This window comes from Synechococcus sp. PCC 6716, assembly GCF_022570815.1.
GTDB lineage: Bacteria > Cyanobacteriota > Cyanobacteriia > Thermosynechococcales > Thermosynechococcaceae > Thermosynechococcus > Thermosynechococcus lividus.
This window is the reverse complement of the sequence record NZ_JAKLTU010000008.1, coordinates 22,722-44,600: the sequence shown is the minus strand read 5'-3', so window position 1 is coordinate 44,600 and position 21,879 is coordinate 22,722. Positions and strand designations below refer to the sequence as shown.

The following is a 21,879-nucleotide window of genomic DNA, read 5'->3' as shown; positions in this document are numbered from 1 at the left end:
AATGATGCAAACGCTGATCCATCCTACTGCCGTTATTCACCCCAACGCTGAACTGGATCCTACCGTCCAAGTGGGTCCCTATGCGGTTATTGGCGAGCAGGTGCGAGTGGGGGCGCATACGCAAATTGGCGCGCACGTGATTATTGAAGGCCCAACGGATGTAGGGGTGGGAAACCGCATCTTTCCGGGGGCAGTGATTGGCACTATCTCGCAGGATCAAAAATATACTGGCGCAAACAGTGCCCTGCGGATTGGGGATTACAACACGATTCGCGAGTATGTGACCATTAACCGTGCCAATGGCGAGGGGGATGCAACGATCATTGGCAATCATAACTTGCTGTTGGCCTACGTTCATGTCGCCCACGACTGCGTCATTGAAGATCAGGTCGTGATTACCAACGCAGCCTCTATCGCTGGTCACGTCTGCATTGAATCCAAAGCCCGCATTGGTGGCATGGTGGGGATTCATCAGTTTGTCCACATTGGCCGGTTGGCGATGGTGGGAGCAATGGCACGGGTAGATCGGGATGTCCCCCCCTATATGCTTGTGGAGGGTCACCCTGCCCGGGTGCGTGCCCTCAACCAAGTGGGACTGCGGCGGTCTGGGGTGAGTGACAGTGAGATGCGAGATCTCAAAGAGGCGTTTCGTATTCTTTACCGTCGGGATTTACCCTTGACAGAGGCGATCGCCCAGTTAGGGATGCTCCCACCCTCTGAACACTTAGATCATTTGCAGCGGTTTTTAACCTATGCCCGCGAAGAAGGGCGGCGCGGCTTAACCCCCAGTGGGCGCTCCACCCTAGACTAGCTGGATGCTGTTTGCTGATCCCATGCCCGCTGTTGTCCTTGTCCATCCGCAAATTCCACCAAATACAGGTAATATTGCCCGCACCTGCGCAGCGACTCAGACCCCCTTGCACCTGATTGAGCCGTTGGGGTTTGAACTGAGCGATCGCTACCTCAAGCGTGCCGGTCTCGACTATTGGCCCTACGTGGAACTCTATTGCCACACGGGTTGGGACACCTTTTTGCAAACACATCAATCCTCCATGGGCGGGCGACTCATCGCCTTTGAACCGGCGGCGGAAACCCTCTACTGGGATTTTCGGTTTGCCCCCACCGATTGGCTGGTGTTTGGCAGCGAACCCGATGGCATTCCTGAAGCCGTCTTGCAGACCTGCGATGCCTATCTCACGATTCCCATGTGGCAATCTGCCGTGCGGAGCTTAAACCTCTCTGCCTCGGTGGCGATCGCCTTGATGGAAGCCTACCGCCAACTCCATCAGCACCACGCAGGGAATTTCCCCCCCAAGTCGCTACACTAATCCTTGAGTCCTCATATCTATAGAAAATACCCCATGACCAACTCTCCTACCCCAGATGCCAAGCCGAGCTACGTTAAATTAGCCATGCGCAATATGGTACGCAAGGGCGGTAAATCTCTGACCCACTTTGCCCTTACGAGCTTGGGGTTACTGGCAGTGCTCGTCAGCTTATCCTATCTCACCCGCTAAGCATGAGCGTAACCGTCTATGTAGAAGTGCATCAGCCCCTGCCGGGGATTGATCTGGCGGCATTGCCTTGGCAGCAGTGGCTACAGATATGGCTACACATGGTGGAACCCGCGAGTGCCCGCAGCTATGAACTAACACTGCGCTTTACATCGGATCAAGCAATTCAACGCCTCAACCACCAGTTTCGCCATCGCGACCAACCCACCGATGTTCTGGCCTTTGCCACAAGGGATGAGGGGGTATCCCTCGCCCCTGGGGAACCTGAGTACCTCGGAGATGTCATTATTTCTGTGGAGACTGCTATGCAACAGGCTCAGGTAGGTCAGCACCCGCCACTTAGCGAAGTGGCATGGTTGGCCTCTCATGGTTTGTTACACCTCTTAGGCTGGGATCACCCAGATGCAACACAGTTAGCAGCCATGCTGGCACAACAAGCGCAGTGCTTGCAGGCAGTGGGTTTAGCGCCTCCACCCTTGATCTTCTCTGGCGATTACGTGCATGATGATCAAACGAAAGGGGGATGAGTGTGCTTAAATAGTTAGCGTTTACATAGCAGGTTTTTAACTTTTTTTTGTTAGGGTGTGTGAACTATGGCCTGTTTCCCTGTTGTCCTAGAGAGCATCCTAGAGTGAGAGGGGTATGGTGAGTACCTCTGTTAGCTTCTGTTCTTGCTGCCATAGGCTGTGGGGTTGGTTTCTTTAGCACCGGTGTGATGGATAAGGGTATGACACAAAAATTACTTGCGGCCTACGCAGAAAAAACGAGTGGAACACTACACCTGCGACAGCGCTCCTATCGGGTGGCTACGTCTTTAATGAGTAGTTTCCGCTATGCGTGGGCAGGGGTGCAGTATGCATTCCAAACTCAGCGGAATTTCCGGATTCACACCGCTATTGCCGTGACGGCGATCGCCCTTGGTAGCCTTCTAAGGTTGTCACCGGTGGAACTGGCAGTCATTACCCTCACAATTGCCGTTGTGATGGGCTTAGAACTCATCAATACCGCCCTAGAGGCAGTGGTAGATCTCACGGTTGGCAAGGAGTACCATGACCTCGCCCGTATTGCCAAAGACTGTGCTGCAGGTGCTGTCCTTGTGGGCGCTACCGCCGCACTAGCGGTTGCCGCCGCCCTAATTTTACCGCCCTTGGTCTATCCTGTTTTGGGAACGCTGTTTTAGGGTTGAACTCTCGTTCACATCCTCCCCGCCACAAGCAGCGGGGATTCCCAAGCCTCACGACTTAGGTTTCTGCTTCTTTCCATTGCTGGACTTGCGCAACTGCCCTTGGAGCGTGTGCTCATCAGGTCTTACGTTAGCTCCACAGACTGACACCGTGTGTCCCACGGCCAACATGTTTATCGCTGCATTCATATCTCGGTCATGGTGGACTCCACACTTGGGACAATACCACTCCCGCACAGGCAACGGCAATCGTTTGGTTTTCACGGATGAGCCGCGTCGTTACCCTGTGCAGATGGTCTTGTCTGGCGTTGGCAATCTGTTGGTGGATTCGAGCAAGGTTAAGTCGTGCTTTTTCTCGATTGCGAGACCCCTTTTGCTTGCGACTCAATGCCTTTTGTGCCCGTCGCAGTTGTTTGTCTCGCTGGTCAAGATGCTTGGGATTGGCAACCTTTTCGCCTGTACTCAGGGTGATGAGGCTGCTAATCCCTGCATCCAAGCCTACAGCGTTAGTGGAAGGTGGCAAGGTCAAATCGCTCTTGTCGTTCATACCAAGCTTCAGTCCTTGCCGCTAGCGCACGGTTATACACCAAGCGCACACAACCCAACGTTCGACGCAGGAGCGATTCCTATTCGGCAGTGGGATAGAAGCGGTAGCTGTAAGCTTTTTCCATGTCCTACATTATATTGTAAAATATTGTAAATTCTGTGAGACTAGTACCCCTGTACGGCAACTTCGGAGGCGTCGAGCCTCCCTCAGTTGCTGCTCCTGTCCCTCCCTGCCCTAAAACGGCAGGGTTTCTTGGAGGTAGTGATGAACGAGCCTGAGGAATTGTCCCCCCAGTTTGGTTGGTCTCGCTACGCAGAGCGAATGAACGGACGCTTTGCTATGGTAGGGTTTATGGCACTATTAGTGCTGGAACTGCTGACACGCCAAGATTTTTTTACGTGGTTAGGCCTGCGTTAGATCAGGTGAGCCGCTGCTTGCCATTGGCCATGGGAAACTGCTGGAGGAGGGCATGACGGCAACGCTGCGCTTAAGTGAGGTCTGCCGGCGATTTCACCCATCCGGAGGTATTGGGCCTATTTCCTTAACCGTTCCTGCGGGGGAACTATGGGTGATTGTGGGTCCCTCTGGCTGTGGTAAGTCCACTCTTTTGCGCCTAATTGCGGGTCTTGAGCAGCCCACCAGTGGTCAGATCTATATTGGCGATCGCTGCGTGAATGACCTCAGTGGTCGCGATCGCGATGTGGCGATGGTGTTCCAGAACTATGCGCTTTATCCCCACATGAGCGTCGCTGAAAACCTTGGCTTTGGCCTAAAGATGCGGGGCGCAGACGCAACGACGCGGCAGCAGCGGGTGCAGCAGGTGGCCACAATGCTGGGCATTGACTCACTCTTGCAGCGCAAACCCCGTCAACTTTCCGGCGGCCAACAACAGCGGGTCGCTTTAGGTCGAGCGCTGGCGCGATCGCCCCAAATTTTTTTACTGGATGAACCGCTTTCTAATCTTGATGCCCAACTGCGGGAGGACACCCGCGCTGAGTTAAAGCAGTTGCACCAGCGGCTGGGGATTACCACCCTGTACGTCACCCATGACCAAGTGGAAGCCATGACCTTGGGGGATCAGCTAGTTGTCCTAGATCGCGGACAGATACAGCAGATTGGCACTGCCGCCAGCCTGTACGAACAACCCGCCAATACGATGGTGGCGCGGTTCTTGGGCAGTCCACCCATGAATTTGTTGTCGGCGCGTTGGCATGACCAAACCCTGTGGGTTAAGGATCAACAATTGCCGTGCCCCGCCCTCTATAAACCACTGCTTCAGCCCGACCAAGCCCTTGTGGTTGGCCTACGCCCAGAGCACTTGCAGCCTCAGCCCTTTGAGCACAAAGAAGGTCTAGGGGCGATCGCCACCCTTGTTGAACCCTTAGGACGAGAAGCAATTGTTCGCTGCCAACTGCTAGAAAGCGAGTTGGAGCTACTGTGGCTTGCCCCTAGGGGGTGGATTCCCCAACTGGGCGATCGCCTGCGCTTTACGGTTGCCGACCCCCACCTATACCTCTTTGATGCCACCACTGGTAGGTCACTCAATCGGACAACTCCCTGAAAATTGAGCCTGACCCTTACCCAAGATTGGACGGTTCGCTTAGAATACAACTAGGATTCTGTAAAATTTCGTAACTTATGCGGCCACCCCGTCCATGACTTCGGTAACTTCTCTTTTTTCGCCCGTTGAAGCAGACCTCTGTGTACTGACACAGAACCTCAAAGCACTTATTGGGGCGCAACACGCTGTACTGTCCGCCGCCGCCGAACACCTCCTTGCTGCCAATGGGAAGCGAATCCGTCCTGCCATTGTCTTTTTGGTTTCGCGCGCCACCCTACCGGATCACACCATTACGGCGCGTCACTGCCGCCTTGCGGAAATTACAGAAATGATCCACACCGCCAGCCTATTTCATGACGATGTTGTCGATCAGGCACAACTGCGGCGAGGGGTACCCACGGTCAACAGTGTCTTTGGCAATCGGGTTGCCATTCAAGCCGGAGACTTCCTCTTTGCCCAAGCCTCATGGTACCTTGCTGACCTCGATAACCTAGAAGTTGTGAAACTGCTGTCACAAGTGATCAAAGACTTTGCTGAAGGGGAAATTCGCCAAGGGTTTAACCGTTTTGATACGAGCCTCACCTTTGACGACTATCTTCTAAAGACCTACTACAAAACCGCCTCCCTCATTGCCAACAGTGCCAAAGCAGCAGCCGTACTGAGTGAAGCACCCGCTGCCACCATCGAAGCCATGTACACCTACGGCAAAAACTTGGGATTAGCCTTCCAAATTGTGGATGACATTCTTGACTTTACCCGCTCCACCACAGAGCTGGGGAAACCCGCTGGCTCCGATTTGCGGGACGGTAACTTGACAGCACCCGTTTTATTTGCCCTGCCGCGGGCACCTTACCTACACACCCTCATTGAGCGCGAATTTAGTGAAGAGGGGGATCTCGATACCGCCCTTACCCTAGTGCGCCAAAGTGGTGCCATTGAAGAAGCTCGCGACCTCGCCAAACAGTATGCTAAGGCTGCCCTGCCTGCCCTTGAGGTGCTGCCCCCGTCTGAACCGCGTCACGCCCTTAGTCAGTTAACCGACTATGTGCTGGAGCGGTTGTACTAAGGTTGCAGGGATCTAGAGCTAGCCAAGGCCTGTTTTCAGGGCAGGGGCGAAAGCTAATCCGATACAATAGGGAGTGCCCTCTCACCGTTAGCCCATGGGTTCCTCCATCACTGAACCATCCCCCCCATCTCGTTGGCAGTCCCTAAAGGCCAATATTCTGATCATTGTGATGGCTGTACTGCTGACCCTACTGGTGCGTTTTTTTGTGGCGGAGTCGCGGTTTATTCCCTCGGAGTCAATGGAGCCAACCCTCTGGCCAGGCGATCGCATTGTGGTTGAAAAAATTACTTACCGCCACCGACCGCCCCAGATAGGGGATATTGTTGTCTTTTATGCGCCACCTTTATTGCAAACTATGGGCTACAGTCGCGATCAAGCCCTCATTAAGCGAGTTATTGCCACGGCGGGGGATACAGTCGCGGTAGAGAATGGTCAAGTATGGGTGAACCATCAGCCCCTGCAAGAACCCTACATCGCAGAGCCGCCCGTTTATACCATGCCCCCCCTCACTGTGCCAGCCAACACCCTCTTCGTCATGGGTGATAATCGCAATCATAGTAATGACTCGCACATCTGGGGGGTTTTACCTGTCAAGAATGTCATTGGTCGGGCGATCGCCTGCTACTGGCCGTTCAACCACGCGGGAGCCCTGTCCTAGCGCAGCGCTCCAACGCCACCATCGAGCGGCAACAGTGATGCTACCGATTTGTTTGTTGCACACTCAACGGCTTCAGGACAATGTTTCTCAACCTCAAAGATATTATTCTGCTGCTGCACCCCATCCTTGCCTGCACCTTTGTCTTTCCGGTGATTGGCATCACCACCTTCTTTGCCTTGCAAACGCGTGAGCGGCGGCTGGCCACGAAATCAACAATTCCACCGACCGTGGGGTCGCTCCACGTTCAGTTGGGCAATCTGTTGGCGGCTGGAGTTGTCGGGATCACCCTCGTGGCTCTAGCCTACTCGGTGATCTTTGGCTTTCAGGGCTTTTTGATGCAAGCAGAAACTAATACCCTGCAGCCCCTCTCAGTCATCTTAGTCGCCTTAATGTTTATCGTCACCATTGGGGCAACGGCGCTGCTGTACCGGGCGCAGTCGCCGCTATGGCGGGGTGTGTTTGCCACCCTTTCCGGCATGGGGGKGGTGGTTCTAGCCTTTCAGCCCGGGGTGTTCCGGCGGGATGATGAGTGGTGGGCATCCCACTTTTACTTTGGTTTAGTGGCCGTCATGCTAATGATTTTTTCGGTGGCGATTGTCCGTGACATTTATCAAGATAGAACCCTAACGTGGCGACGCATTCACATGGGCCTGAATACCGTTGCCTTAGCGTTGTTTCTTTTGCAAGGCATTACCGGCACTCGCGATCTGCTGGAAATTCCCTTAAGCTGGCAAGCGCCAGTGGTGTATCAGTGTAATTTTGATGTCAATTCACCGGACTTTAAGACCTGTCCGTCCCCCTAATGCCGATACAATACTACGGGTTGGCATCCTCCCGCTGTCTAAAAGGGGATGACCGGAGGTATGGATGGCAGATTGGGTAACATGGCTGCAAGCAATTGTTTTGGGACTGGTTCAGGGCATCACGGAGTTTTTGCCCATCAGCAGTACCGCTCATTTAATTCTGTTTAGTGATGTATTGGGCTGGAAGGGCGTTTGGCACAAGACAGCACTGGATGCCATGCAGTTTGGTAGTGTCATTGCTGTGTTCTGGTACTTTTGGCCTGACCTTCGCCAAATTGTCATGGGTGCGTGGCAGGCATGGCAGCAAAAGGACTGGCAGCGGGATGAGTGGAAGCTCTTGATCGGCATTACTGTTGGTACGCTCCCTGCCTTAGGGGTGGGATTTATTTTGAAGCAAGCGAAGGTGGTGCTGGATACTCCAGAGATTATTGCCACCATGGCGATCACCATGGCAGTTCTGCTGGGGTTAGCCGAAAAATTCGGATCTCGCAAGCGCGCCTATCAGGACATTGGCATTTGGGATGGCATTCTGGTGGGCTGTGGCCAAGTCATCGCCCTGTTGCCGGGGGCATCGCGATCGGGGTCAACCTTAACGACGGCGCTCTTTTTGGGGCTGAATCGGGAAACGGCGGCTCGTTTTTCTTTTTTACTGGGCATTCCCACCTTGACGATCGCGACGTTGGTACAGGCCAAAGATGTGTTTGAGGAGGGCACCTTGTTTATTCCCCTACTGGTGGCCATTGTATCAAGCATGGTGTTTTCCTATTTAGCGATTGCTTGGCTCTTAAAATTTTTGCAGCGGCACTCAACGTGGGTGTTTATCTGGTACCGCATTGGGTTGGGGGTGGCCCTCTGGGGGGCGATCGCCCTCGGATCGCTACAGGCTGCCACTTAGGAGGGGTTAATAAAAATTTAATTTAGCCTGTGGTCAAGATCACAGCAGAATCACGGATGTGTACTCATACTAAGGTATGGGATCGTGGAGTATGGACTTAATATGCTGAGAGGCAGCGATCGGGTGTGCCATTTACCTCAGCACTGCTGGGGTTGTTAACTGTAAGATTACCAAGAGATTGTGTAGCCTATGCCACTGCATACCCTCAACAGCGATAATGCCGAGTTAAAAACTTCGACCCTATCCTTACTACAGACCTATCAAGCAACACCAACACTAGAACTGCGCAATCAACTGGTGCAGCTTAACCTAGGGTTAGTCCGCAAAGAAGCCTATCGCTGGGTGCAGTTCTCTCAGGAGAGCTTTGAGGACTTAATGCAAATTGGCTGTATGGGCTTAATTCGGGCGATCGAGCGCTTTGACCCCAGTAAAGGGGTAGCTTTTAGCTCGTTTGCCATGCCCTATATCCGCGGTGAAATCCAGCACTACCTGCGGGATAAAAGCCCACAAATTCGTGTACCACGGCGATGGTACACCTTGCAGTACCAAGCCAAGCGCGTTAGCCAAGACCTGCGGCAACAACTCAACCGCTGTCCTACCGACAGTGAAATTGCCCATGCCCTTGAGGTACCCCTTGAAGAATGGGAAGCTGCCAAGTTAGCTACCTACCATGCCACCCCTATCAGCTTGGATGCTCCCACGGTTGAAGGCGAGGACGAAGGAGCGTCCCTTGGCGATATTGTCCCTGACCAACGGTACCAAAGCTTTCAGTTAGCCCAAGAAGATCGGTTGCGTTTGCAGCAGTGCCTCCAGAAACTCGAAAGCCGCACCTGTCAGATTTTAGAGTTTGTCTTTCTCCACGATTTAAGCCAGAAAGAAACTGCTGAGCTACTCGGTTTAAGTGCCGTAACCGTATCTCGGCAAATTAAAAAAGGCCTGCGTGCGCTCCAGCAAATGATGGCAGCAGATGATAAAGAGTGATGCCAGTTAACCTCGATGGATTTTATTTTTTATAAAAGATAAAAGTGCGTCACAGAAAACCTCCGAGAAGCCCCGCACCTTCAGGTCGGGGAGGGACAGGAGCGGCAATTGAGAGGGGGTCAATACCCCCGAAATTGCCAGGTTTAGTACGCTTGTTTTTCATAGTTACATGTGGAAATATAAGAGGATGAAACAAACTCTGACACTAGTTTGCAAACTTGCAACCACACCTGAACAAAATGCCAAGATTGAGGCAGTGCTTCAGGCGTTTGCTGCTGCTTGCAACTATGCCAATGAGCGAGTCAAACCCAAAACAACCAGCAAAACAACGATTCAGTCGTTGTCGTTGGTCTATAACGACCTGCGAGAACAGTTTGGGTTGAGTGCTAATCAGGCAGTCAGGGTTTGTGCCAGGGTTGGGGCGAATCGAAAAACAGCCAAAGTGAAGGGCAAACCGGTCAAAGCGTTTCGTCCAACTTCGGCAGACTATGATGCCCGAATCTTCTCTTTTCGGGAGACGGATTGGACAGTCAGCCTGACCCTGCTGGGATGTAGAGAACACATCAAACTGGACATAGGACACTACCAGCGCGGCAAGCTGAAGGGGTGTCAACCCACGTCGGCTCAACTGTGCAAGCACAGAGATGGACGATACTACATCCACATTCAACTGAGCGACGACGCTCCTGAACCCATTCGGTCGGACAAGGCGATTGGCGTTGATTTCGGTCGGCGTGAAATTGCTAAAACTAGTACCGATAACGGTTGGGATGCTCAGCAGTTGAATCAAGTCCGAGATCATTTCGCCAAAGTGAGAGCATCGCTCCAGCAAAAAGCCTCGAAGGGCACACGGTCGAGTCGGCGTCGATGCCGACAAGTCCTGCAACGGCTGTCGGGGAGGGAGAGACGTTTTCAGCGATGGCTCAATCATTCCATCAGTGCATCCATCATTCGTGAAGCAAAACACCTCCATGCCATTGTTGCTATCGAGGATTTGACCGGCATTCGCGATAGAATCAACCAGCAACCGAGAAACACGACCGAGCGGAGACGGTCGAACAGTTGGGCGTTCTATCAGTTGCGACAATTCCTGGAATACAAGGGTATCAAGGAAGGAGTTGAGGTGGTTGCTGTACCCCCTGCCTATACCAGTCAAACCTGCCATTGTTGCTTGCATATTGGGTTGAGAACTGAAAAAAAGTTCAGGTGTGGGCATTGCGGATGGATTGGTGATGCAGACCTAAATGGAGCAATCAATATTGCGCTTTTGGGGCAGTCCGTAACGCTGCCTGGAGGCTCCTGGCTGGCTTGCGAGATAGCCGGAGGGCTACAGAAAGCCTCGCCCTTCTAGGGCGGGGAAGTTTACCCTCGTACAAGAAAACACGGCGCTCCCGTAACCGCAGGACAATCTTACGCTCTAAGGCGGGTAAAAAATTAGCAGCATCCCCCAGAGGAGGTAATGCCATTGTGGGGGGAGCAATCGTCAATGGTAAATACGGCTCTGTGTCAGGGGCACGACTCAGGGTTGCCTCAGCAGGGACAGCACCAGCACTGCTGTAGCCAGTAGCGATCGCCCCGATAGCGCCTATCAACAAACCCCAAAAATGTGTTTTTCCCCACCGTGACATGACGACGACTCCTGGCTTAATCTTTTTTGTCAATATGGGGTTACTTATGAGCTTGACTACCACTGAAGCTATGCCCTTGTACCCCACATTGTGCATTTGCTAAATAGCAAAAAGCGGCGTTGCCGAATGGAAGTATGATGTTCGGGTGTGAGTCTTTTGCCGCCCTCACCCTAGCCCTTTCCCAAAGGAGAGGGAACAAGACTCTTAGCGCCCTTCTCCCCAAGGAGAAGGGTTGGGGATGAGGGCAGCCACACTCAGCAACACCCAAAAAGCTACCGTTGGTTACGCGCCTAGTACAGAATCCGAGCAGGCGGTGGCGGTGGAGCAGCAGCAGGGATGCGAGCTGGAGGTGGCGCGGTGACTTAGGGGACTTGAATCGGGGTGACGGCTACGTAGGGAGGGGCAGGCACAATAGCGGCACAAATGATTTTGGCCGTTGGGACGCTGGCCTTAGGCTTGAGAATCACGGCAATATCCATACCCTCAACAATTTCAGCCCGAAAAGGGCGCTGGCGATGTTTGCGATCAAACACCACCACAATTTCTTCTCCCCACGGCTGGCGTAGAGTGACATTATCGCCATCAATATTGGTAACAATTCCCCGCACAGCCTTGACCTCACGGGCTTCGGCGGGAGCTAACATCACAGTTGCACAAGTTGCTGTTGCAGCAAGGGCAACCACAGCGGCACGACGCATATTAAACACAGCTTTACTCCTGTTTAATCAATCCAAACCACGGTATTTAGGCGTGTTGAACAATTTCTTGACGCCCCACAAAAAAAGCAATCCCAGTCATTCAAACCAAGTGTCCTTAGAACGAACTCAGGATTCTAGAACTTGAATACTGAAAATTGCATGAACGAGAAGTGAATAATTACCCGCATTGTACGAACGAGTTCCCGATAGCGTCAAGGTTTATCGATGAATCTTGATACTTCCTTAAGGACATCAACATTGACCTATTGCTGTCCTAGGACAGTCGTCCATGCCATCAATGGGCGGTGCTACCGCTCAGCAGACTGGTTGCTGGCGTAGCTGACAACGTGCCTAGGGGTGTATAACGATAGGCTGCCCAACCTCAAGCACTCAATAGACAGGTGTTTGCTGGTTACGGCATACGTGACCCGCTAAAGGTGTCGTTAAGCGGCTAAGACTTTTAGGCAGGCACGGGCGATCGCCCAATCTTCCTGGGTCTGTAGGACAAGCACTCGAACCCTAGAGGTAGCGCTGGCAATGTCGCGATCGCCATGGTGTTGTTCATTCGCCACAGGGTTGAGGTGCACCCCTAGCCACCCCAGACCGTGGCACACATCAGCCCGCACCGATGGCGCGTTTTCACCAATTCCCGCTGTAAACACCAGTGCATCCACCCCTCCCAAAGGCGGGATTAAGCTAGCAATGCCCCGCTGTAGCGAATAGATAAAGCAATCGTAGGCAAGCTGTGCTGCTGCTACTCCCTGATCGATGGCTGCCAAAATTTGACGTAAATCATTACTAATGCCGGAAACCCCCAACAGTCCCGACTGCCGATTGACCAGTTGATCTAACTGATCCACGCTGTAGCCACGGCGCAGCAAATACAGCAAAATCCCCGGATCAATATCACCACAGCGAGTGCCCATCATCACCCCCGCAGCAGGAGTAAAGCCCATGGTCGTCTCAACACACTGGCCTCCTTTAACCGCCGCCAACGAGCAGCCATTGCCCAAGTGACAGGTAATTAACCGTAATACTGTCGGGGGCAGCTCTAGCAGTGGAGCGGCACGTTCACTGACGTACTGATGGCTAATGCCATGGAAACCATAACGCTGAATACCTGCTGCGCTCAATTCTTGGGGGATAGGATAGGTTCGCGCCACCCTTGGCAGGTGAGCATGGAACGCTGTATCGAACACGGCCACTTGCGGAATCTGTGGGCAGAGTTGCTCCATCACCTCGATGCCTGCCAGATTTGCGGGATTGTGCAAAGGAGCATACTCACTAAATTCAGCGATCGCCGCTTTAACAGCAGCATCAACCTGTACAGGGGCCTGATAGCGCGAACCGCCATGTACCACTCGATGCCCAATCATGCAAATATCATCTAGGGTCTGCACAACAGCGGTCTGTCCCTCGGTGAGAGTCGCTAGGAGAGCCTTTACCCAAGTGGGCAACCCAGCGATCGCCCCTTGAGGATGGGTGAGGATGCTCTGGTACTGTTGGTGCGAAGTCTTGACCTTGAGCTTTGCTGTTGTTGGGTCTTCTCCCCAATCCAACAGAGCGTGCCAACAGGGCGGGGGCACAGTGTCTGGCTCGGCCTCCAGTTGATACAAGCAAACCTTCAGGCTACTGGAGCCAGCATTTAGTACCAGTATCGTCGTTGGAAAACGTGTCACCGGAGGTGCCTTAATTACTGCTGCGTTTGAATTTGCTGGTTATCGAGGGCATCCAACAGCTCAGCTAAGGCAATGATATCCTCACCATCGTATTCCCGCTTCCAGAGCAGTTGGGAAATTTGGTTTTCAATAGCTGAGGTCAACACCTGTGTTTCCAGCACACGGCGGACTAACCGTTGAATCATCATAGGCTTCGAACTCTTAGGGCACGTGCTCAGTTGCCTTCTAGGTTAGCCTACCGGATTGGCAGACAACGACCTGTAGCCACTTTGTGAAGTGTCACAATTTCCTATACTTCAGGGAGTGGGATCATAAAGTCTGGTGACCCTAGCATAGGGGATCATCGTATTTAAAGTAAATCGTGTTTCGATAAATTAAGGAAAGTTGAAATTCTAAAATATACCGGATATACTGAAGGGCGACTTTTGTAAACCCGGCAACAGTCCTTATAGCAAAAAGGAGGTAGGGCAACTTGGCCAGAAGACGGAAGCGGAAGAGTCGGCGTCGTCTTGAAGGGCGCAGGATCCTTGAGTGCGTACCTCAATATAGCATTGAGAGTGGCGAAGATAAACCAGTGACCGCGGCTCGGAAATTCATTCAGGCTAAGGGGATCGCGCCACCTGCCTTACTCCTTGTCAAGCGTAATGAGCATACAACCGATCGCTATTTCTGGGCAGAAAAAGGGTTGTTTGGTGCGCAGTACGTTGAAGAGAATCATTTTTTATTTCCCAGCTTGCGGGAATTAGCTGAAGAAAAAATGGCAACCACAGCACGCTAGCGGCTGTGGTTTTTAACAAAAGATTATTTCTGAGAACAACGAGCTAGGGCACCTCTCTGGCTCGCTCTTTTTTAAGGGATTCCCAACCGCGTTCAGCAGGCAATGTTCAACGTAGTTTTTTTAAGTCGGGGGATCGGCCAACGTGTTCATAGCGTCAGCGGTGGCAGGCGATCGCAACCCCCACGCTCCCTAGGTACTGACGCCGCTAGGTATTAATTTCTTTTTAACCTTTTTGATTCCTAGGGCAACCATCGTTAACTTTCGTTGCAATTCATAGGATTCTGTAGCGTGGATCGCATGGATAAATGGAGTCTAAAGGCTATGATGAACTCAAATTGCTTCTGAGTTCGGGTTATGACACTGTACATTGGCAACCTCTCCTATGACGCGACCGAGGAAAATCTGCGCGAAGTGTTTGAAAAGTATGGCGAAATTCGCCGGATTGTGTTGCCGGTGGATCGTGAAACAGGCAAACGTCGTGGTTTTGCCTTCGTAGAGCTAGTGGATGAAAGTCAGGAAACGGCAGCAATTGATGATCTCGATGGCGCAACATGGCTAGGACGCGTGCTCAAAGTGAATAAGGCGAAGCCAAAGCAGTAAGACGCCATCCAAATCTCTCATCCTAAGGGCATACTGGTAGGGAAGTGCTGTTGAGTTTCGCTTGTTTTGCTATGCCCCGACGTTCTCCCCCGCCGCGATCGCCCTCCCGTGCTCGCCCTCAGCCCAGTCGAGTATCGGAAACGGAGTCCAAATTTAACTCCCGTACCCTCGCGGTCTTGGGAGGAGTGTTTATTATTGGTGTTGGTGTTGGTGTCACCTTTAGTAAAACCACCACCCTCAACCCCGATAATGTAGCCTCTACCCAGTTTATTGATCAGGCAGCACCTAACCCCGATATTTGCGTTCAGTTTGGCGCGAGTGCCATTGCCGTTGACACCCGTATTTTTGTTACCTTTAACCCCTTCTCTGTGTTTGTGTCCCAGCCTCTGATGCAGCCGGGCTGCGTGATCCGAGCCAACAACGTTGCACTGCTGGAGCAACGCAAACTCATTACGGGCGAGCAGTTACGCACCTGTCGGCAGCGACTCAATACCTTTGGCTATGTCGGTAACCTCGAAGGTAACCCCGACATTAGCTGTGTCTATCAAAGTAATACCGATAAGAATCTCTTCTTGAAATTATCGGGGCTCAGTAGTGGCTCAGCAGACACCAATAATTTTTAGAGGAGAGGTATGCGGAAACGGCCTCGCTGGCGGCTTAATCAGGGGACTCAACGCTTTGGCTCTGCTTTTATGTTGGCGGGGAAAGTTACCTTCCATCTGCTGAAAGGTCGCATTTCCTTTCGTAATTGCATGAATCAAATGGCGTTGGTGGGGCCAGAATCGGTGGGGGTTGCCCTCATTACCGCAGCCTTTGTGGGGATGGTGTTCACCATTCAGGTGGCGCGGGAGTTTATTACCTTTGGTGCTACCTCAGCGGTTGGCGGGGTACTGGCGATCGCCCTCACCCGCGAACTGGGCCCCGTATTAACAGCGGTTGTGTTGGCGGGTCGCGTAGGGTCTGCCTTTGCTGCGGAAATTGGCACCATGAAGGTGACGGAGCAAATCGATGCCCTCCATATGCTGGGCACGGATCCGGTGGACTACCTCGTGGTTCCGCGTTTTATTGCCTGCCTGCTGATGTTGCCGATTTTGAATATTCTTTCCTTGGTAACTGGCCTATGGGGCGGGATGATCATTGCCGATTATCTCTACGGCATTCCCCGCAGCGTTTACATCGAGTCTATTCAAAACTTTCTACAATCATGGGATATTTGGAGTTCTATTATTAAATCTGGAATTTTTGGCGCTGTTGTGGCCATCATTGGCTGTAACTGGGGGCTGACCACGACAGGGGGGGCAAAAGGGGTGGGACAATCCACCACCGCAGCAGTGGTGATGTCATTGCTCGCGATCTTTATCCTAAATTTCTTTCTCTCGTGGGCACTATTTGGCGGAGAGAGTAATTTGATTCCGGCTGTCTAGGATGGCACAAGACTTACGGACGGGTCAGGGGTGGCGTGTTGGCTGGCGCAGCGAGTCTAATGCATTCCCAGCGCTGGTGGGGAGTAACCACTGGGCGGTTGAACTTACCGCCGCCGAATTCCAAGCCTTTACTGCGCTACTGGCTCAACTGACGCAGCAGTTACAGGGGATGAGCAGTGAACTGATGCCCGATGAGGCGATCGCCCTCACCGCTAGCAATGACCAGATCTACCTAGAGCTTGACGGCTACCCCCATGCCTACGGCTTACACCTGATTGTGCTTCAGGGGCGGCGGGCTGAAGGGGAATGGCCTGCGCCGGTATCAGCGGATTTCCTGCTGGCGTGCGCTGAGTTGGCTGCAACCCTCAAGTGCCCCAACGCTCAAAGCTAGAATAAAATCAATTGTTTTAGTTGCTGTCGCCCCTATGACCTCTGCCAAGCCTCCCAAGGTGACACCTGCCCTTGCTGCGTTGGTGAACACCACAAAGCAACTGCAACAGCAGGAGCAACTGGTGGGACTATTGCCCCCCCTCATTAGCTATAGCACTGACGCTCTGGGGATGGCCTTTGTCTGGTTGGCGATCTACAACGACCGTGGCAAACAATTGATTGGACAGGGGGGCATCACCCCTGTGGGCGAGGTAGGGCTGCTCAAGCAAAAAATACCGCTAGTCCCGGGTAGCCTTTTAGACCAAGTCCTCATGCAACGTAAGCCCATTAGCTTACCCAGCCTCAAAGAGGAACCCCGCCTTGGCGAGTGGCGCGATGCGGCAGTGCGGCTGGGGATTCAAGGTGCTGTGATTTATCCGATTGTGCGGCATCGCCACCCCCTTGGGGTGCTGATGCTAGGCTCAACTACGTGGGGCGAAACGCTACGGGGAGATGACCTTGCCCACATGACTCTCTTGATGAGCGTCCTTGGGGCTGAAGTTGAACGGCTAACGGCCACCAAGCCCAGCAGTGACCCCCCTCAGGCCAGCGTACCCGTAGTGGGTCACGATGACCCCATCCACCATTTACTACAGGAGGCCAGCCGTGCCAACACCCTTGGCCAGCGTATTGAAGCACTGCTGTTGGCCTTGCATCAGTTCTGCCAACCCCAGCGCACGAGTTTGTTTTGGCGTGACTTAGAGCAGCCCCTCTACCGTCGCCGCAGTTACACCCTCGGTAAGCCTATGGGGCGCGAGAGCCAGCGTCAACCCTTGGCGATTACCCAGCAAGAATTGGGGGGATGTTATGCTGCCTTGGCGGGGGGGCAAACCGTAAGTGTCAGTGACATGCAAAGCGTGGTCAGCAGTACGGCTCCGCTGCGCCTGATGCAGATGCTGAACTGCCGTGCCTTAGTGGCTACTCCCATTCTCATGGGCACCGAGGTGATGGGGTTCCTGACCCTTGAGAAAGCGGAACCCTATCCATGGAATGACAACGAAAGGAGACTATTGCGAGTCGCAGCAGATCTATTGGCCTTGGCCGCCCCCGTAGAGCGTGCCGAGCAGATGCTGGGGCAAACGCAGCAAGCGCAAAGCCTACTGAGCGATCTCACCCAAGCAATCTGTGATGAACAGGACTGGAAACGAGTGCTACAACAGGCGGGGGAGAGGCTGGCAGCAGAATTTGCAGCCCAGTGGGTATTTTTGCTCAGCTACAATTCCCTCAGTCAAACCTTTGATGTGCTGCTTCAGCATCCGGCACCGCGAGGGCGCGATCGCCATCCACCCTTGCCACCCCTGCAAAAAATGGATTGGCAATTACTGGAAACCGCAACCACCGCGATCGCCCTCGAGGACTATACCAACGAACTGCGATTGTTCTCGTGGAAAGATGCCCTCAGCAAACTGAATATCAAATCCTTGATGGTGGCCACCACCACACCGGGGCATTCCCTAGAAGCCGTGCTCTTGGTGGGTCGCAGCGAGCCAACCCTATGGGGGCGATCGCAACAAACCCTTTTGCAAGACGTTGCCCGTGCCCTTGGCCTCCTCAGTCATCAATGGCAACTGCAAACAACCAACAGCCAGCAAGAGCAGGTGCGCTCGGCAATGTTGGCAGGACTAGCGGCACTACAGCGCACCCAAAATCTGGAGCGTGCAGAATTAGCGGGTCTGCAACACATCATGAACTTAATGCAGGTGCCCCTAGTGGCCTTGGTTACGTGGCCTCCGGGTCAGACAACTGGCTGGATTGTTGCGCCACCTCCGGGTCACCCGAAGTTTGCCATCCGGAATGAGGCGGAAGTTGCCATCTACGAAGACCCCCTCATCCACAGCGCCCTCATGGCCTCCCAAGCCGATCTGAGTACCAATCCCCACGCGTGGTTAATTCAAACCACCGCAGCAGCACTTGACCCCCGTACCCGCGAATGGCTTTGTGGGCCAGATATTGGCCAAGTGTTGGCGATCGCCCTGCGAACAGATCCTGAGTACGAGCCTTCAGGAGTATTAATCATTGCCGATCGCCCCCAGCGTCTCTGGTCAACCCTACACCTAGAGTCATTGATTACCCTAGTAAACCACATGGCTTGGGCACACCGCAGCATTTGCTTAGTGCAGGTGCTCACCCAGGGTTGGCAAACCCTAGAAAACCTAAACTGGTACAAACATCGGCGAGTCGAGCACGCCTACGGCCAACTGGCCAGTACCTGCAACCAATTTAACCAGTGGTTGCAACAACACCCCGAGCAGGCAGATCCGCAGCTGCGCCGCCTCGGGAGTTTACTCCAGAGTCAACTGGAATCCCTGCATCCCCTACTGACGAAGGAAATATGGCAACTTGAAAAGTCCGTTGACAGTGCTGGTTTGGCAGTTATTCTCAAGCGCACCCTCGACCGCATTGAACACTGGAAACAAAAGAAAGACCTCTGGATTCAGGTGCACAACCAACCTGTGCTCACCCTCAGCGGCGATATTAGCAAGCTAGAGCTAATCCTTTACGAGTTACTTTTATTTGCCTGCCAGCGATCGCCCTCCCAAGGACGGGTGGATCTCTGGTGTCAGCAACTCGAAGGAATAGGGCAGGGAGGCAAAGCCCTTGCATGGCTCGAGCTGTCGATTACCGATAATGGCGACATCGACCCACGCTTGCTCATTGATCTGCACCACCTCGATCATTTAGATTGGCTGGCACCGTCCAGCTTAGATCACCCCCCCGGTCGCCACCTCAAAGTCTGCTTTGCCCTCTGCCAGCGACTCGGCTATACCCTCGATATGTACAAACTAGAGGATGGCCGTGTCCTCAGCCGCTTAGTGATTCCCCTCAACAATGGCGATAGTGGCACCTTTGAACTGCAACAATTGTCCCAACCGCGCTCCCCCCAATGACCCCCAGCACCATTGCCTTACTGGGGCTACCCAATACCGGTAAATCCACCTTCTTTAACCGCATTGCTGCTGCCCGTGCCCGGGTGGGCAACTGGCCGGGCATCACCGTGGATATGGCTCAGGCCACCGTGACCCTCAACGGCGAAAGCGTCACCCTCGTGGATTTACCCGGCATCTACGATCTGGCGGGAACCGCTGCCGATGAAACTATTGTGCGGCAGTTTCTTGCCCAAGTGCCGGTGCGGTTAATTCTGGTGATTCTCAATGCCAGCCAAATTCAGCATCAGTTACGGTTGGTGCTGCAAGTCAAAGCGTGGAGAATTCCAACGGTCGTTTTGTTGAATATGGTGGATGAAGCGCGACGATTGGGAATTGAGATAAACACCCAAGCCTTGGGCGATCGCCTCGGTGTACCCGTGGTTGCCCTGAGTGCCAAGTATGGCGGTGGCTATCTAGAGGCCTACCACACCCTCAGCCATGCCCTGCAGCACGCCCCCATCCCCTCACAGCCTCTGCAAGAGCCTGTGCTACCCGATATTCCCCCTGAGGCAGTCGCACCGTTCCTCAAAGGAGCTGTCACCTGGCCCAGTTTGCCCCAACAAACCCTGACGCAGCGGCTCGATCGCTGGCTGTTGCACCCCCTGTGGGGGCTGCCCCTGTTTTTCGTGGGACTGTACCTTGTCTTTCAAGGGGTGTGGAGTCTTGGGCTAGGGGTACAGGGTTGGCTCAGCGATGGTTTTGAGCAGTTGCAAGCCACCGTGCTCAGCCCCCTCGTAGCGCCGTGGCCACCCTTGTGGCAGAGCATGGTGGTCGAGGGGCTGTATGGGGGCATCACCACCGTTGCGTCCTTTGTGCCTTTAGTAACAATTTTTTTTATTGCCATGGCCATCATTGAGGACAGTGGCTACCTAGCGCGAGCCGCGTACTTAATGGATGGTCTCATGGCGCGATTAGGACTAGATGGCCGCAGTTTTGTGCTCAGCCTCATGGGGTTTGGCTGCAACGTCCCCGCCTTGATGGCCACGCGCGTCATCCGCTCACCAGGGCTGCGGCTGCTGACCATGCTGGTGATTCCCTTCTCCCTGTGCTCGGCACGGCTGCAGGTGTTTGTCTTTCTCATTGCCTGTTTATTTCCCCCCCAGTGGGGAGCGGTAGTGCTCCTGTCTCTGTACGGTTGGAGTGTGGTGGTTGCCCTGCTCACCGCCCTGTGCGCCCAAGGGTATTTTCCCAATACGGATCCCTTTCTTTTGGAGTTGCCCCCCTATCGTTGGCCAACCCTGGCCCAAGTGGGGTGGCGGGCATGGGGGGAGGTGCGGCATTTCTTGGCGCGCGCCAGTGGATTTATTATGGCGGGAGTACTGGTGGTGTGGGCACTCACCCATTTGCCCCTCAGTGCTGCCCCGGCCAGTGCCGAAACTTGGGCAGGTCAATTGGGTCTGGCTCTACAGCCGCTACTAGCTCCCGTGGGTATTACGCCACCGTTGACCATTGCCTTGATCGTGGGGTTCGTGGCCAAGGAGATTGTCATTGGTGCGTTGGCCGTCATTTACCAGTTACCTGGCAGTGAGCTACAGCAGGCGATCGCCCGAGATCTCACGCCCCTACAGGCCTATAGTTTTATGGTGTTTACGTTGCTTTATACCCCCTGCTTAAGTACGCTGGCGACCCTGTGGAGCGAGTCGAAGCAGTGGCAATTTACTGTGTTTGCGACCGTCTATGCCCTTGGCATCGCGTGGCTGGTCAGCGGTAGTGTGTATCAACTGGGACATTGGTGGGGGTGGGGATAGTGGCCACCCTGTGGGGCGTTGGTGTCGGCCCTGGCGATCCGGAGTTAATTACCCTCAAAGGCTGGCGGCGGCTGCAAGCAGCACCGGTGGTGGCCTTTCCGGCAGGGGTGCAAGGGCGTATGGGGGTGGCAGAGCAGATTATTGCCCCCCATCTGAAGCCACAGCAGGTACGGCTCCCCCTTGAGTTTCCCTACGTCTTGGACGAGAACCTGTTGCAGCAAGCGTGGCACATTGCGGCTGAGTGTGTCTATGACTACCTGCAGCAAGGACTGGATGTGGTGTTTGCCTCGGAAGGGGATGTGAGCTTCTATAGTACCTTCACCTACCTTGGCAGCGCTGTCCAGCAGCTTGACCCCACGGTACCCCTAGGAATTATTCCGGGAATTTGCTCGCCCTTAGCGGCAGCGGCGGTCTTGGGGCTGCCCTTGACCTGCGGCGGCGATCGCCTCGCTATTTTACCTGCTATGTACCATGCAGATGAACTCACCCAAGCATGGGGATGGGCCGATGTTCTTGTCTTAATGAAAGTACGGGCGGTCTATCCCCAAGTGTGGCAGTGGTTGCAGACCCATAATCTGCTGGCGCAAGCGGCGGTGGTGATCTGGGCAACAACGCCCCAGCAACAGGTGTATTACCCTCTGACTCGCTGGCCTGCCTTAGAGCTACCCTACTTTTCGCTGCTGCTGGTGTGGAAATATGCCTCCCCATTTCGGTCTGACCAAAAAATGGGGCATTGCATAATATAGATATGAATTTAGAG

General features: G+C 53.7%; 28 protein-coding genes. 22 read left to right on the top strand and 6 right to left on the bottom strand.

What is annotated here, in order from left to right; translation table 11 throughout:
• Window positions 1-4: 4 nt before the first annotated feature.
• The 5 genes from lpxA to L5220_RS06045 all read left to right on the top strand — a co-directional run bounded on the left by lpxA (window position 5) and on the right by L5220_RS06045 (window position 2,694).
• Window positions 5-811, top strand: coding sequence for an acyl-ACP--UDP-N-acetylglucosamine O-acyltransferase (lpxA, locus tag L5220_RS06065; protein WP_198406237.1), 807 nt, complete (start codon window positions 5-7; stop codon window positions 809-811).
• Window positions 812-833: 22 nt separating this feature from the next.
• Entirely contained in the window at window positions 834-1,328 is a 495-nt protein-coding gene (locus L5220_RS06060) for a tRNA (cytidine(34)-2'-O)-methyltransferase (protein ID WP_448514127.1), read from the top strand.
• Window positions 1,329-1,361: 33 nt separating this feature from the next.
• The gene (locus tag L5220_RS06055; RefSeq protein WP_099798855.1) at window positions 1,362-1,517 is read left to right on the top strand and encodes a DUF3285 domain-containing protein; all 156 of its coding nucleotides are present in this window, start codon (window positions 1,362-1,364) and stop codon (window positions 1,515-1,517) included.
• Between the two features lie 2 nt (window positions 1,518-1,519).
• Complete coding sequence (gene ybeY / locus L5220_RS06050) at window positions 1,520-2,041, top strand: rRNA maturation RNase YbeY (protein ID WP_499572351.1); 522 nt, start codon at window positions 1,520-1,522, stop codon at window positions 2,039-2,041.
• 200 nt (window positions 2,042-2,241) lie between these two features.
• The gene (locus L5220_RS06045) at window positions 2,242-2,694 is read left to right on the top strand and encodes a diacylglycerol kinase family protein (protein ID WP_448527720.1); all 453 of its coding nucleotides are present in this window, start codon (window positions 2,242-2,244) and stop codon (window positions 2,692-2,694) included.
• 54 nt (window positions 2,695-2,748) lie between these two features.
• Here the strand turns inward: L5220_RS06045 and L5220_RS06040 are convergent, their stop codons facing one another.
• From L5220_RS06040 to L5220_RS06030, 3 genes are read right to left on the bottom strand one after another with little or no spacing between them, the layout of a single operon-like run.
• On the bottom strand, window positions 2,749-2,934 hold the full coding sequence (locus tag L5220_RS06040; RefSeq protein WP_499572349.1) for a zinc ribbon domain-containing protein: 186 nt from the start codon (window positions 2,932-2,934) through the stop codon (window positions 2,749-2,751).
• On the bottom strand, window positions 2,894-3,220 hold the full coding sequence (locus L5220_RS06035) for an RNA-guided endonuclease InsQ/TnpB family protein (protein ID WP_499572347.1): 327 nt from the start codon (window positions 3,218-3,220) through the stop codon (window positions 2,894-2,896). The genes L5220_RS06040 and L5220_RS06035 overlap by 41 nt, the downstream gene beginning before the upstream one ends.
• Window positions 3,204-3,284, bottom strand: coding sequence for a hypothetical protein (locus L5220_RS06030; RefSeq protein WP_499572502.1), 81 nt, complete (start codon window positions 3,282-3,284; stop codon window positions 3,204-3,206). The genes L5220_RS06035 and L5220_RS06030 overlap by 17 nt, the downstream gene beginning before the upstream one ends.
• A 224-nt stretch (window positions 3,285-3,508) precedes the next feature.
• Here L5220_RS06030 and L5220_RS06025 point away from each other — a divergent pair, with 224 nt between their 5' ends.
• The 9 genes from L5220_RS06025 to L5220_RS05985 all read left to right on the top strand — a co-directional run bounded on the left by L5220_RS06025 (window position 3,509) and on the right by L5220_RS05985 (window position 11,197).
• On the top strand, window positions 3,509-3,661 hold the full coding sequence (locus L5220_RS06025; RefSeq protein ID WP_499572345.1) for a CAB/ELIP/HLIP family chlorophyll-binding protein: 153 nt from the start codon (window positions 3,509-3,511) through the stop codon (window positions 3,659-3,661).
• A gap of 52 nt (window positions 3,662-3,713) precedes the next feature.
• Window positions 3,714-4,805 (top strand): ABC transporter ATP-binding protein, encoded by a 1,092-nt coding sequence (locus L5220_RS06020; RefSeq protein WP_448514336.1) that lies wholly within the window; start codon window positions 3,714-3,716, stop codon window positions 4,803-4,805.
• Window positions 4,806-4,899: 94 nt separating this feature from the next.
• Window positions 4,900-5,871 carry a solanesyl diphosphate synthase gene (gene sds, locus L5220_RS06015; protein ID WP_499572343.1) on the top strand — a complete coding sequence of 324 codons (972 nt, stop codon included), beginning with the start codon at window positions 4,900-4,902 and terminating at the stop codon, window positions 5,869-5,871.
• Between the two features lie 94 nt (window positions 5,872-5,965).
• Window positions 5,966-6,529 carry a signal peptidase I gene (gene lepB, locus L5220_RS06010; protein ID WP_499572341.1) on the top strand — a complete coding sequence of 188 codons (564 nt, stop codon included), beginning with the start codon at window positions 5,966-5,968 and terminating at the stop codon, window positions 6,527-6,529.
• Window positions 6,530-6,609: 80 nt separating this feature from the next.
• Window positions 6,610-7,332, top strand: coding sequence for a DUF4079 domain-containing protein (locus L5220_RS06005; RefSeq protein WP_499572339.1), 723 nt, complete (start codon window positions 6,610-6,612; stop codon window positions 7,330-7,332).
• 64 nt (window positions 7,333-7,396) lie between these two features.
• Complete coding sequence (locus L5220_RS06000; protein ID WP_099798102.1) at window positions 7,397-8,227, top strand: undecaprenyl-diphosphate phosphatase; 831 nt, start codon at window positions 7,397-7,399, stop codon at window positions 8,225-8,227.
• Between the two features lie 189 nt (window positions 8,228-8,416).
• The gene (locus L5220_RS05995; RefSeq protein WP_499572337.1) at window positions 8,417-9,208 is read left to right on the top strand and encodes an RNA polymerase sigma factor SigF; all 792 of its coding nucleotides are present in this window, start codon (window positions 8,417-8,419) and stop codon (window positions 9,206-9,208) included.
• 187 nt (window positions 9,209-9,395) lie between these two features.
• Entirely contained in the window at window positions 9,396-10,559 is a 1,164-nt protein-coding gene (locus tag L5220_RS05990) for an RNA-guided endonuclease InsQ/TnpB family protein (protein ID WP_499572335.1), read from the top strand.
• Window positions 10,560-11,074: 515 nt separating this feature from the next.
• Window positions 11,075-11,197, top strand: coding sequence for a hypothetical protein (locus L5220_RS05985; RefSeq protein ID WP_448527268.1), 123 nt, complete (start codon window positions 11,075-11,077; stop codon window positions 11,195-11,197).
• 1 nt (window position 11,198) lies between these two features.
• Here L5220_RS05985 and L5220_RS05980 read toward each other — a convergent pair whose 3' ends face one another.
• The 3 genes from L5220_RS05980 to L5220_RS05970 all read right to left on the bottom strand — a co-directional run bounded on the left by L5220_RS05980 (window position 11,199) and on the right by L5220_RS05970 (window position 13,401).
• Complete coding sequence (locus L5220_RS05980) at window positions 11,199-11,543, bottom strand: hypothetical protein (protein ID WP_157768334.1); 345 nt, start codon at window positions 11,541-11,543, stop codon at window positions 11,199-11,201.
• Between the two features lie 434 nt (window positions 11,544-11,977).
• Window positions 11,978-13,213 carry an acetate/propionate family kinase gene (locus L5220_RS05975; protein WP_499572332.1) on the bottom strand — a complete coding sequence of 412 codons (1,236 nt, stop codon included), beginning with the start codon at window positions 13,211-13,213 and terminating at the stop codon, window positions 11,978-11,980.
• A gap of 14 nt (window positions 13,214-13,227) precedes the next feature.
• A complete protein-coding gene (locus tag L5220_RS05970) occupies window positions 13,228-13,401 on the bottom strand; it encodes a hypothetical protein (RefSeq protein WP_099798877.1) in 174 nt (57 codons plus the stop codon).
• Window positions 13,402-13,685: 284 nt separating this feature from the next.
• Between L5220_RS05970 and L5220_RS05965 the strand changes: the two genes are divergently transcribed.
• From L5220_RS05965 to L5220_RS05930, 8 genes are all read left to right on the top strand, one after another.
• A complete protein-coding gene (locus tag L5220_RS05965; protein ID WP_499572330.1) occupies window positions 13,686-13,991 on the top strand; it encodes a DUF3155 domain-containing protein in 306 nt (101 codons plus the stop codon).
• 354 nt (window positions 13,992-14,345) lie between these two features.
• Window positions 14,346-14,591 carry an RNA-binding regulator gene (rbp, locus tag L5220_RS05960; RefSeq protein WP_099798879.1) on the top strand — a complete coding sequence of 82 codons (246 nt, stop codon included), beginning with the start codon at window positions 14,346-14,348 and terminating at the stop codon, window positions 14,589-14,591.
• A gap of 71 nt (window positions 14,592-14,662) precedes the next feature.
• Window positions 14,663-15,214 carry a DUF3172 domain-containing protein gene (locus L5220_RS05955; RefSeq protein ID WP_099798880.1) on the top strand — a complete coding sequence of 184 codons (552 nt, stop codon included), beginning with the start codon at window positions 14,663-14,665 and terminating at the stop codon, window positions 15,212-15,214.
• Between the two features lie 9 nt (window positions 15,215-15,223).
• On the top strand, window positions 15,224-16,015 hold the full coding sequence (locus tag L5220_RS05950) for an MlaE family lipid ABC transporter permease subunit (RefSeq protein ID WP_448513819.1): 792 nt from the start codon (window positions 15,224-15,226) through the stop codon (window positions 16,013-16,015).
• A gap of 1 nt (window position 16,016) precedes the next feature.
• Window positions 16,017-16,406: a DUF1818 family protein gene (locus L5220_RS05945; RefSeq protein WP_448513820.1), complete on the top strand. Its 390-nt coding sequence runs from the start codon at window positions 16,017-16,019 to the stop codon at window positions 16,404-16,406.
• A gap of 34 nt (window positions 16,407-16,440) precedes the next feature.
• Complete coding sequence (locus L5220_RS05940) at window positions 16,441-19,332, top strand: GAF domain-containing protein (RefSeq protein ID WP_499572327.1); 2,892 nt, start codon at window positions 16,441-16,443, stop codon at window positions 19,330-19,332.
• Entirely contained in the window at window positions 19,329-21,119 is a 1,791-nt protein-coding gene (gene feoB / locus L5220_RS05935) for a ferrous iron transport protein B (RefSeq protein WP_448515461.1), read from the top strand. The genes L5220_RS05940 and feoB overlap by 4 nt, the downstream gene beginning before the upstream one ends.
• Window positions 21,119-21,865: a precorrin-2 C(20)-methyltransferase gene (locus L5220_RS05930; protein ID WP_448515460.1), complete on the top strand. Its 747-nt coding sequence runs from the start codon at window positions 21,119-21,121 to the stop codon at window positions 21,863-21,865. The genes feoB and L5220_RS05930 overlap by 1 nt, the downstream gene beginning before the upstream one ends.
• Window positions 21,866-21,879 lie beyond the last annotated feature (14 nt).

Bases quoted from the DNA above. Each gene is read 5' to 3' on its own strand.
- lpxA (WP_198406237.1), top strand. From the start codon at position 5: ATGCAAACGCTGATCCATCCTACTGCCGTTATTCACCCCAACGCTGAA.
- L5220_RS06060 (WP_448514127.1), top strand. From the start codon at position 834: ATGCCCGCTGTTGTCCTTGTCCATCCGCAAATTCCACCAAATACAGGT.
- L5220_RS06055 (WP_099798855.1), top strand. From the start codon at position 1,362: ATGACCAACTCTCCTACCCCAGATGCCAAGCCGAGCTACGTTAAATTA.
- ybeY (WP_499572351.1), top strand. From the start codon at position 1,520: ATGAGCGTAACCGTCTATGTAGAAGTGCATCAGCCCCTGCCGGGGATT.
- L5220_RS06045 (WP_448527720.1), top strand. From the start codon at position 2,242: ATGACACAAAAATTACTTGCGGCCTACGCAGAAAAAACGAGTGGAACA.
- L5220_RS06025 (WP_499572345.1), top strand. From the start codon at position 3,509: ATGAACGAGCCTGAGGAATTGTCCCCCCAGTTTGGTTGGTCTCGCTAC.
- L5220_RS06020 (WP_448514336.1), top strand. From the start codon at position 3,714: ATGACGGCAACGCTGCGCTTAAGTGAGGTCTGCCGGCGATTTCACCCA.
- sds (WP_499572343.1), top strand. From the start codon at position 4,900: ATGACTTCGGTAACTTCTCTTTTTTCGCCCGTTGAAGCAGACCTCTGT.
- lepB (WP_499572341.1), top strand. From the start codon at position 5,966: ATGGGTTCCTCCATCACTGAACCATCCCCCCCATCTCGTTGGCAGTCC.
- L5220_RS06000 (WP_099798102.1), top strand. From the start codon at position 7,397: ATGGCAGATTGGGTAACATGGCTGCAAGCAATTGTTTTGGGACTGGTT.
- L5220_RS05995 (WP_499572337.1), top strand. From the start codon at position 8,417: ATGCCACTGCATACCCTCAACAGCGATAATGCCGAGTTAAAAACTTCG.
- L5220_RS05990 (WP_499572335.1), top strand. From the start codon at position 9,396: ATGAAACAAACTCTGACACTAGTTTGCAAACTTGCAACCACACCTGAA.
- L5220_RS05985 (WP_448527268.1), top strand. From the start codon at position 11,075: ATGAGGGCAGCCACACTCAGCAACACCCAAAAAGCTACCGTTGGTTAC.
- L5220_RS05970 (WP_099798877.1), bottom strand. From the start codon at position 13,401: ATGATGATTCAACGGTTAGTCCGCCGTGTGCTGGAAACACAGGTGTTG.
- rbp (WP_099798879.1), top strand. From the start codon at position 14,346: ATGACACTGTACATTGGCAACCTCTCCTATGACGCGACCGAGGAAAAT.
- L5220_RS05955 (WP_099798880.1), top strand. From the start codon at position 14,663: ATGCCCCGACGTTCTCCCCCGCCGCGATCGCCCTCCCGTGCTCGCCCT.
- L5220_RS05950 (WP_448513819.1), top strand. From the start codon at position 15,224: ATGCGGAAACGGCCTCGCTGGCGGCTTAATCAGGGGACTCAACGCTTT.
- L5220_RS05945 (WP_448513820.1), top strand. From the start codon at position 16,017: ATGGCACAAGACTTACGGACGGGTCAGGGGTGGCGTGTTGGCTGGCGC.
- L5220_RS05940 (WP_499572327.1), top strand. From the start codon at position 16,441: ATGACCTCTGCCAAGCCTCCCAAGGTGACACCTGCCCTTGCTGCGTTG.
- feoB (WP_448515461.1), top strand. From the start codon at position 19,329: ATGACCCCCAGCACCATTGCCTTACTGGGGCTACCCAATACCGGTAAA.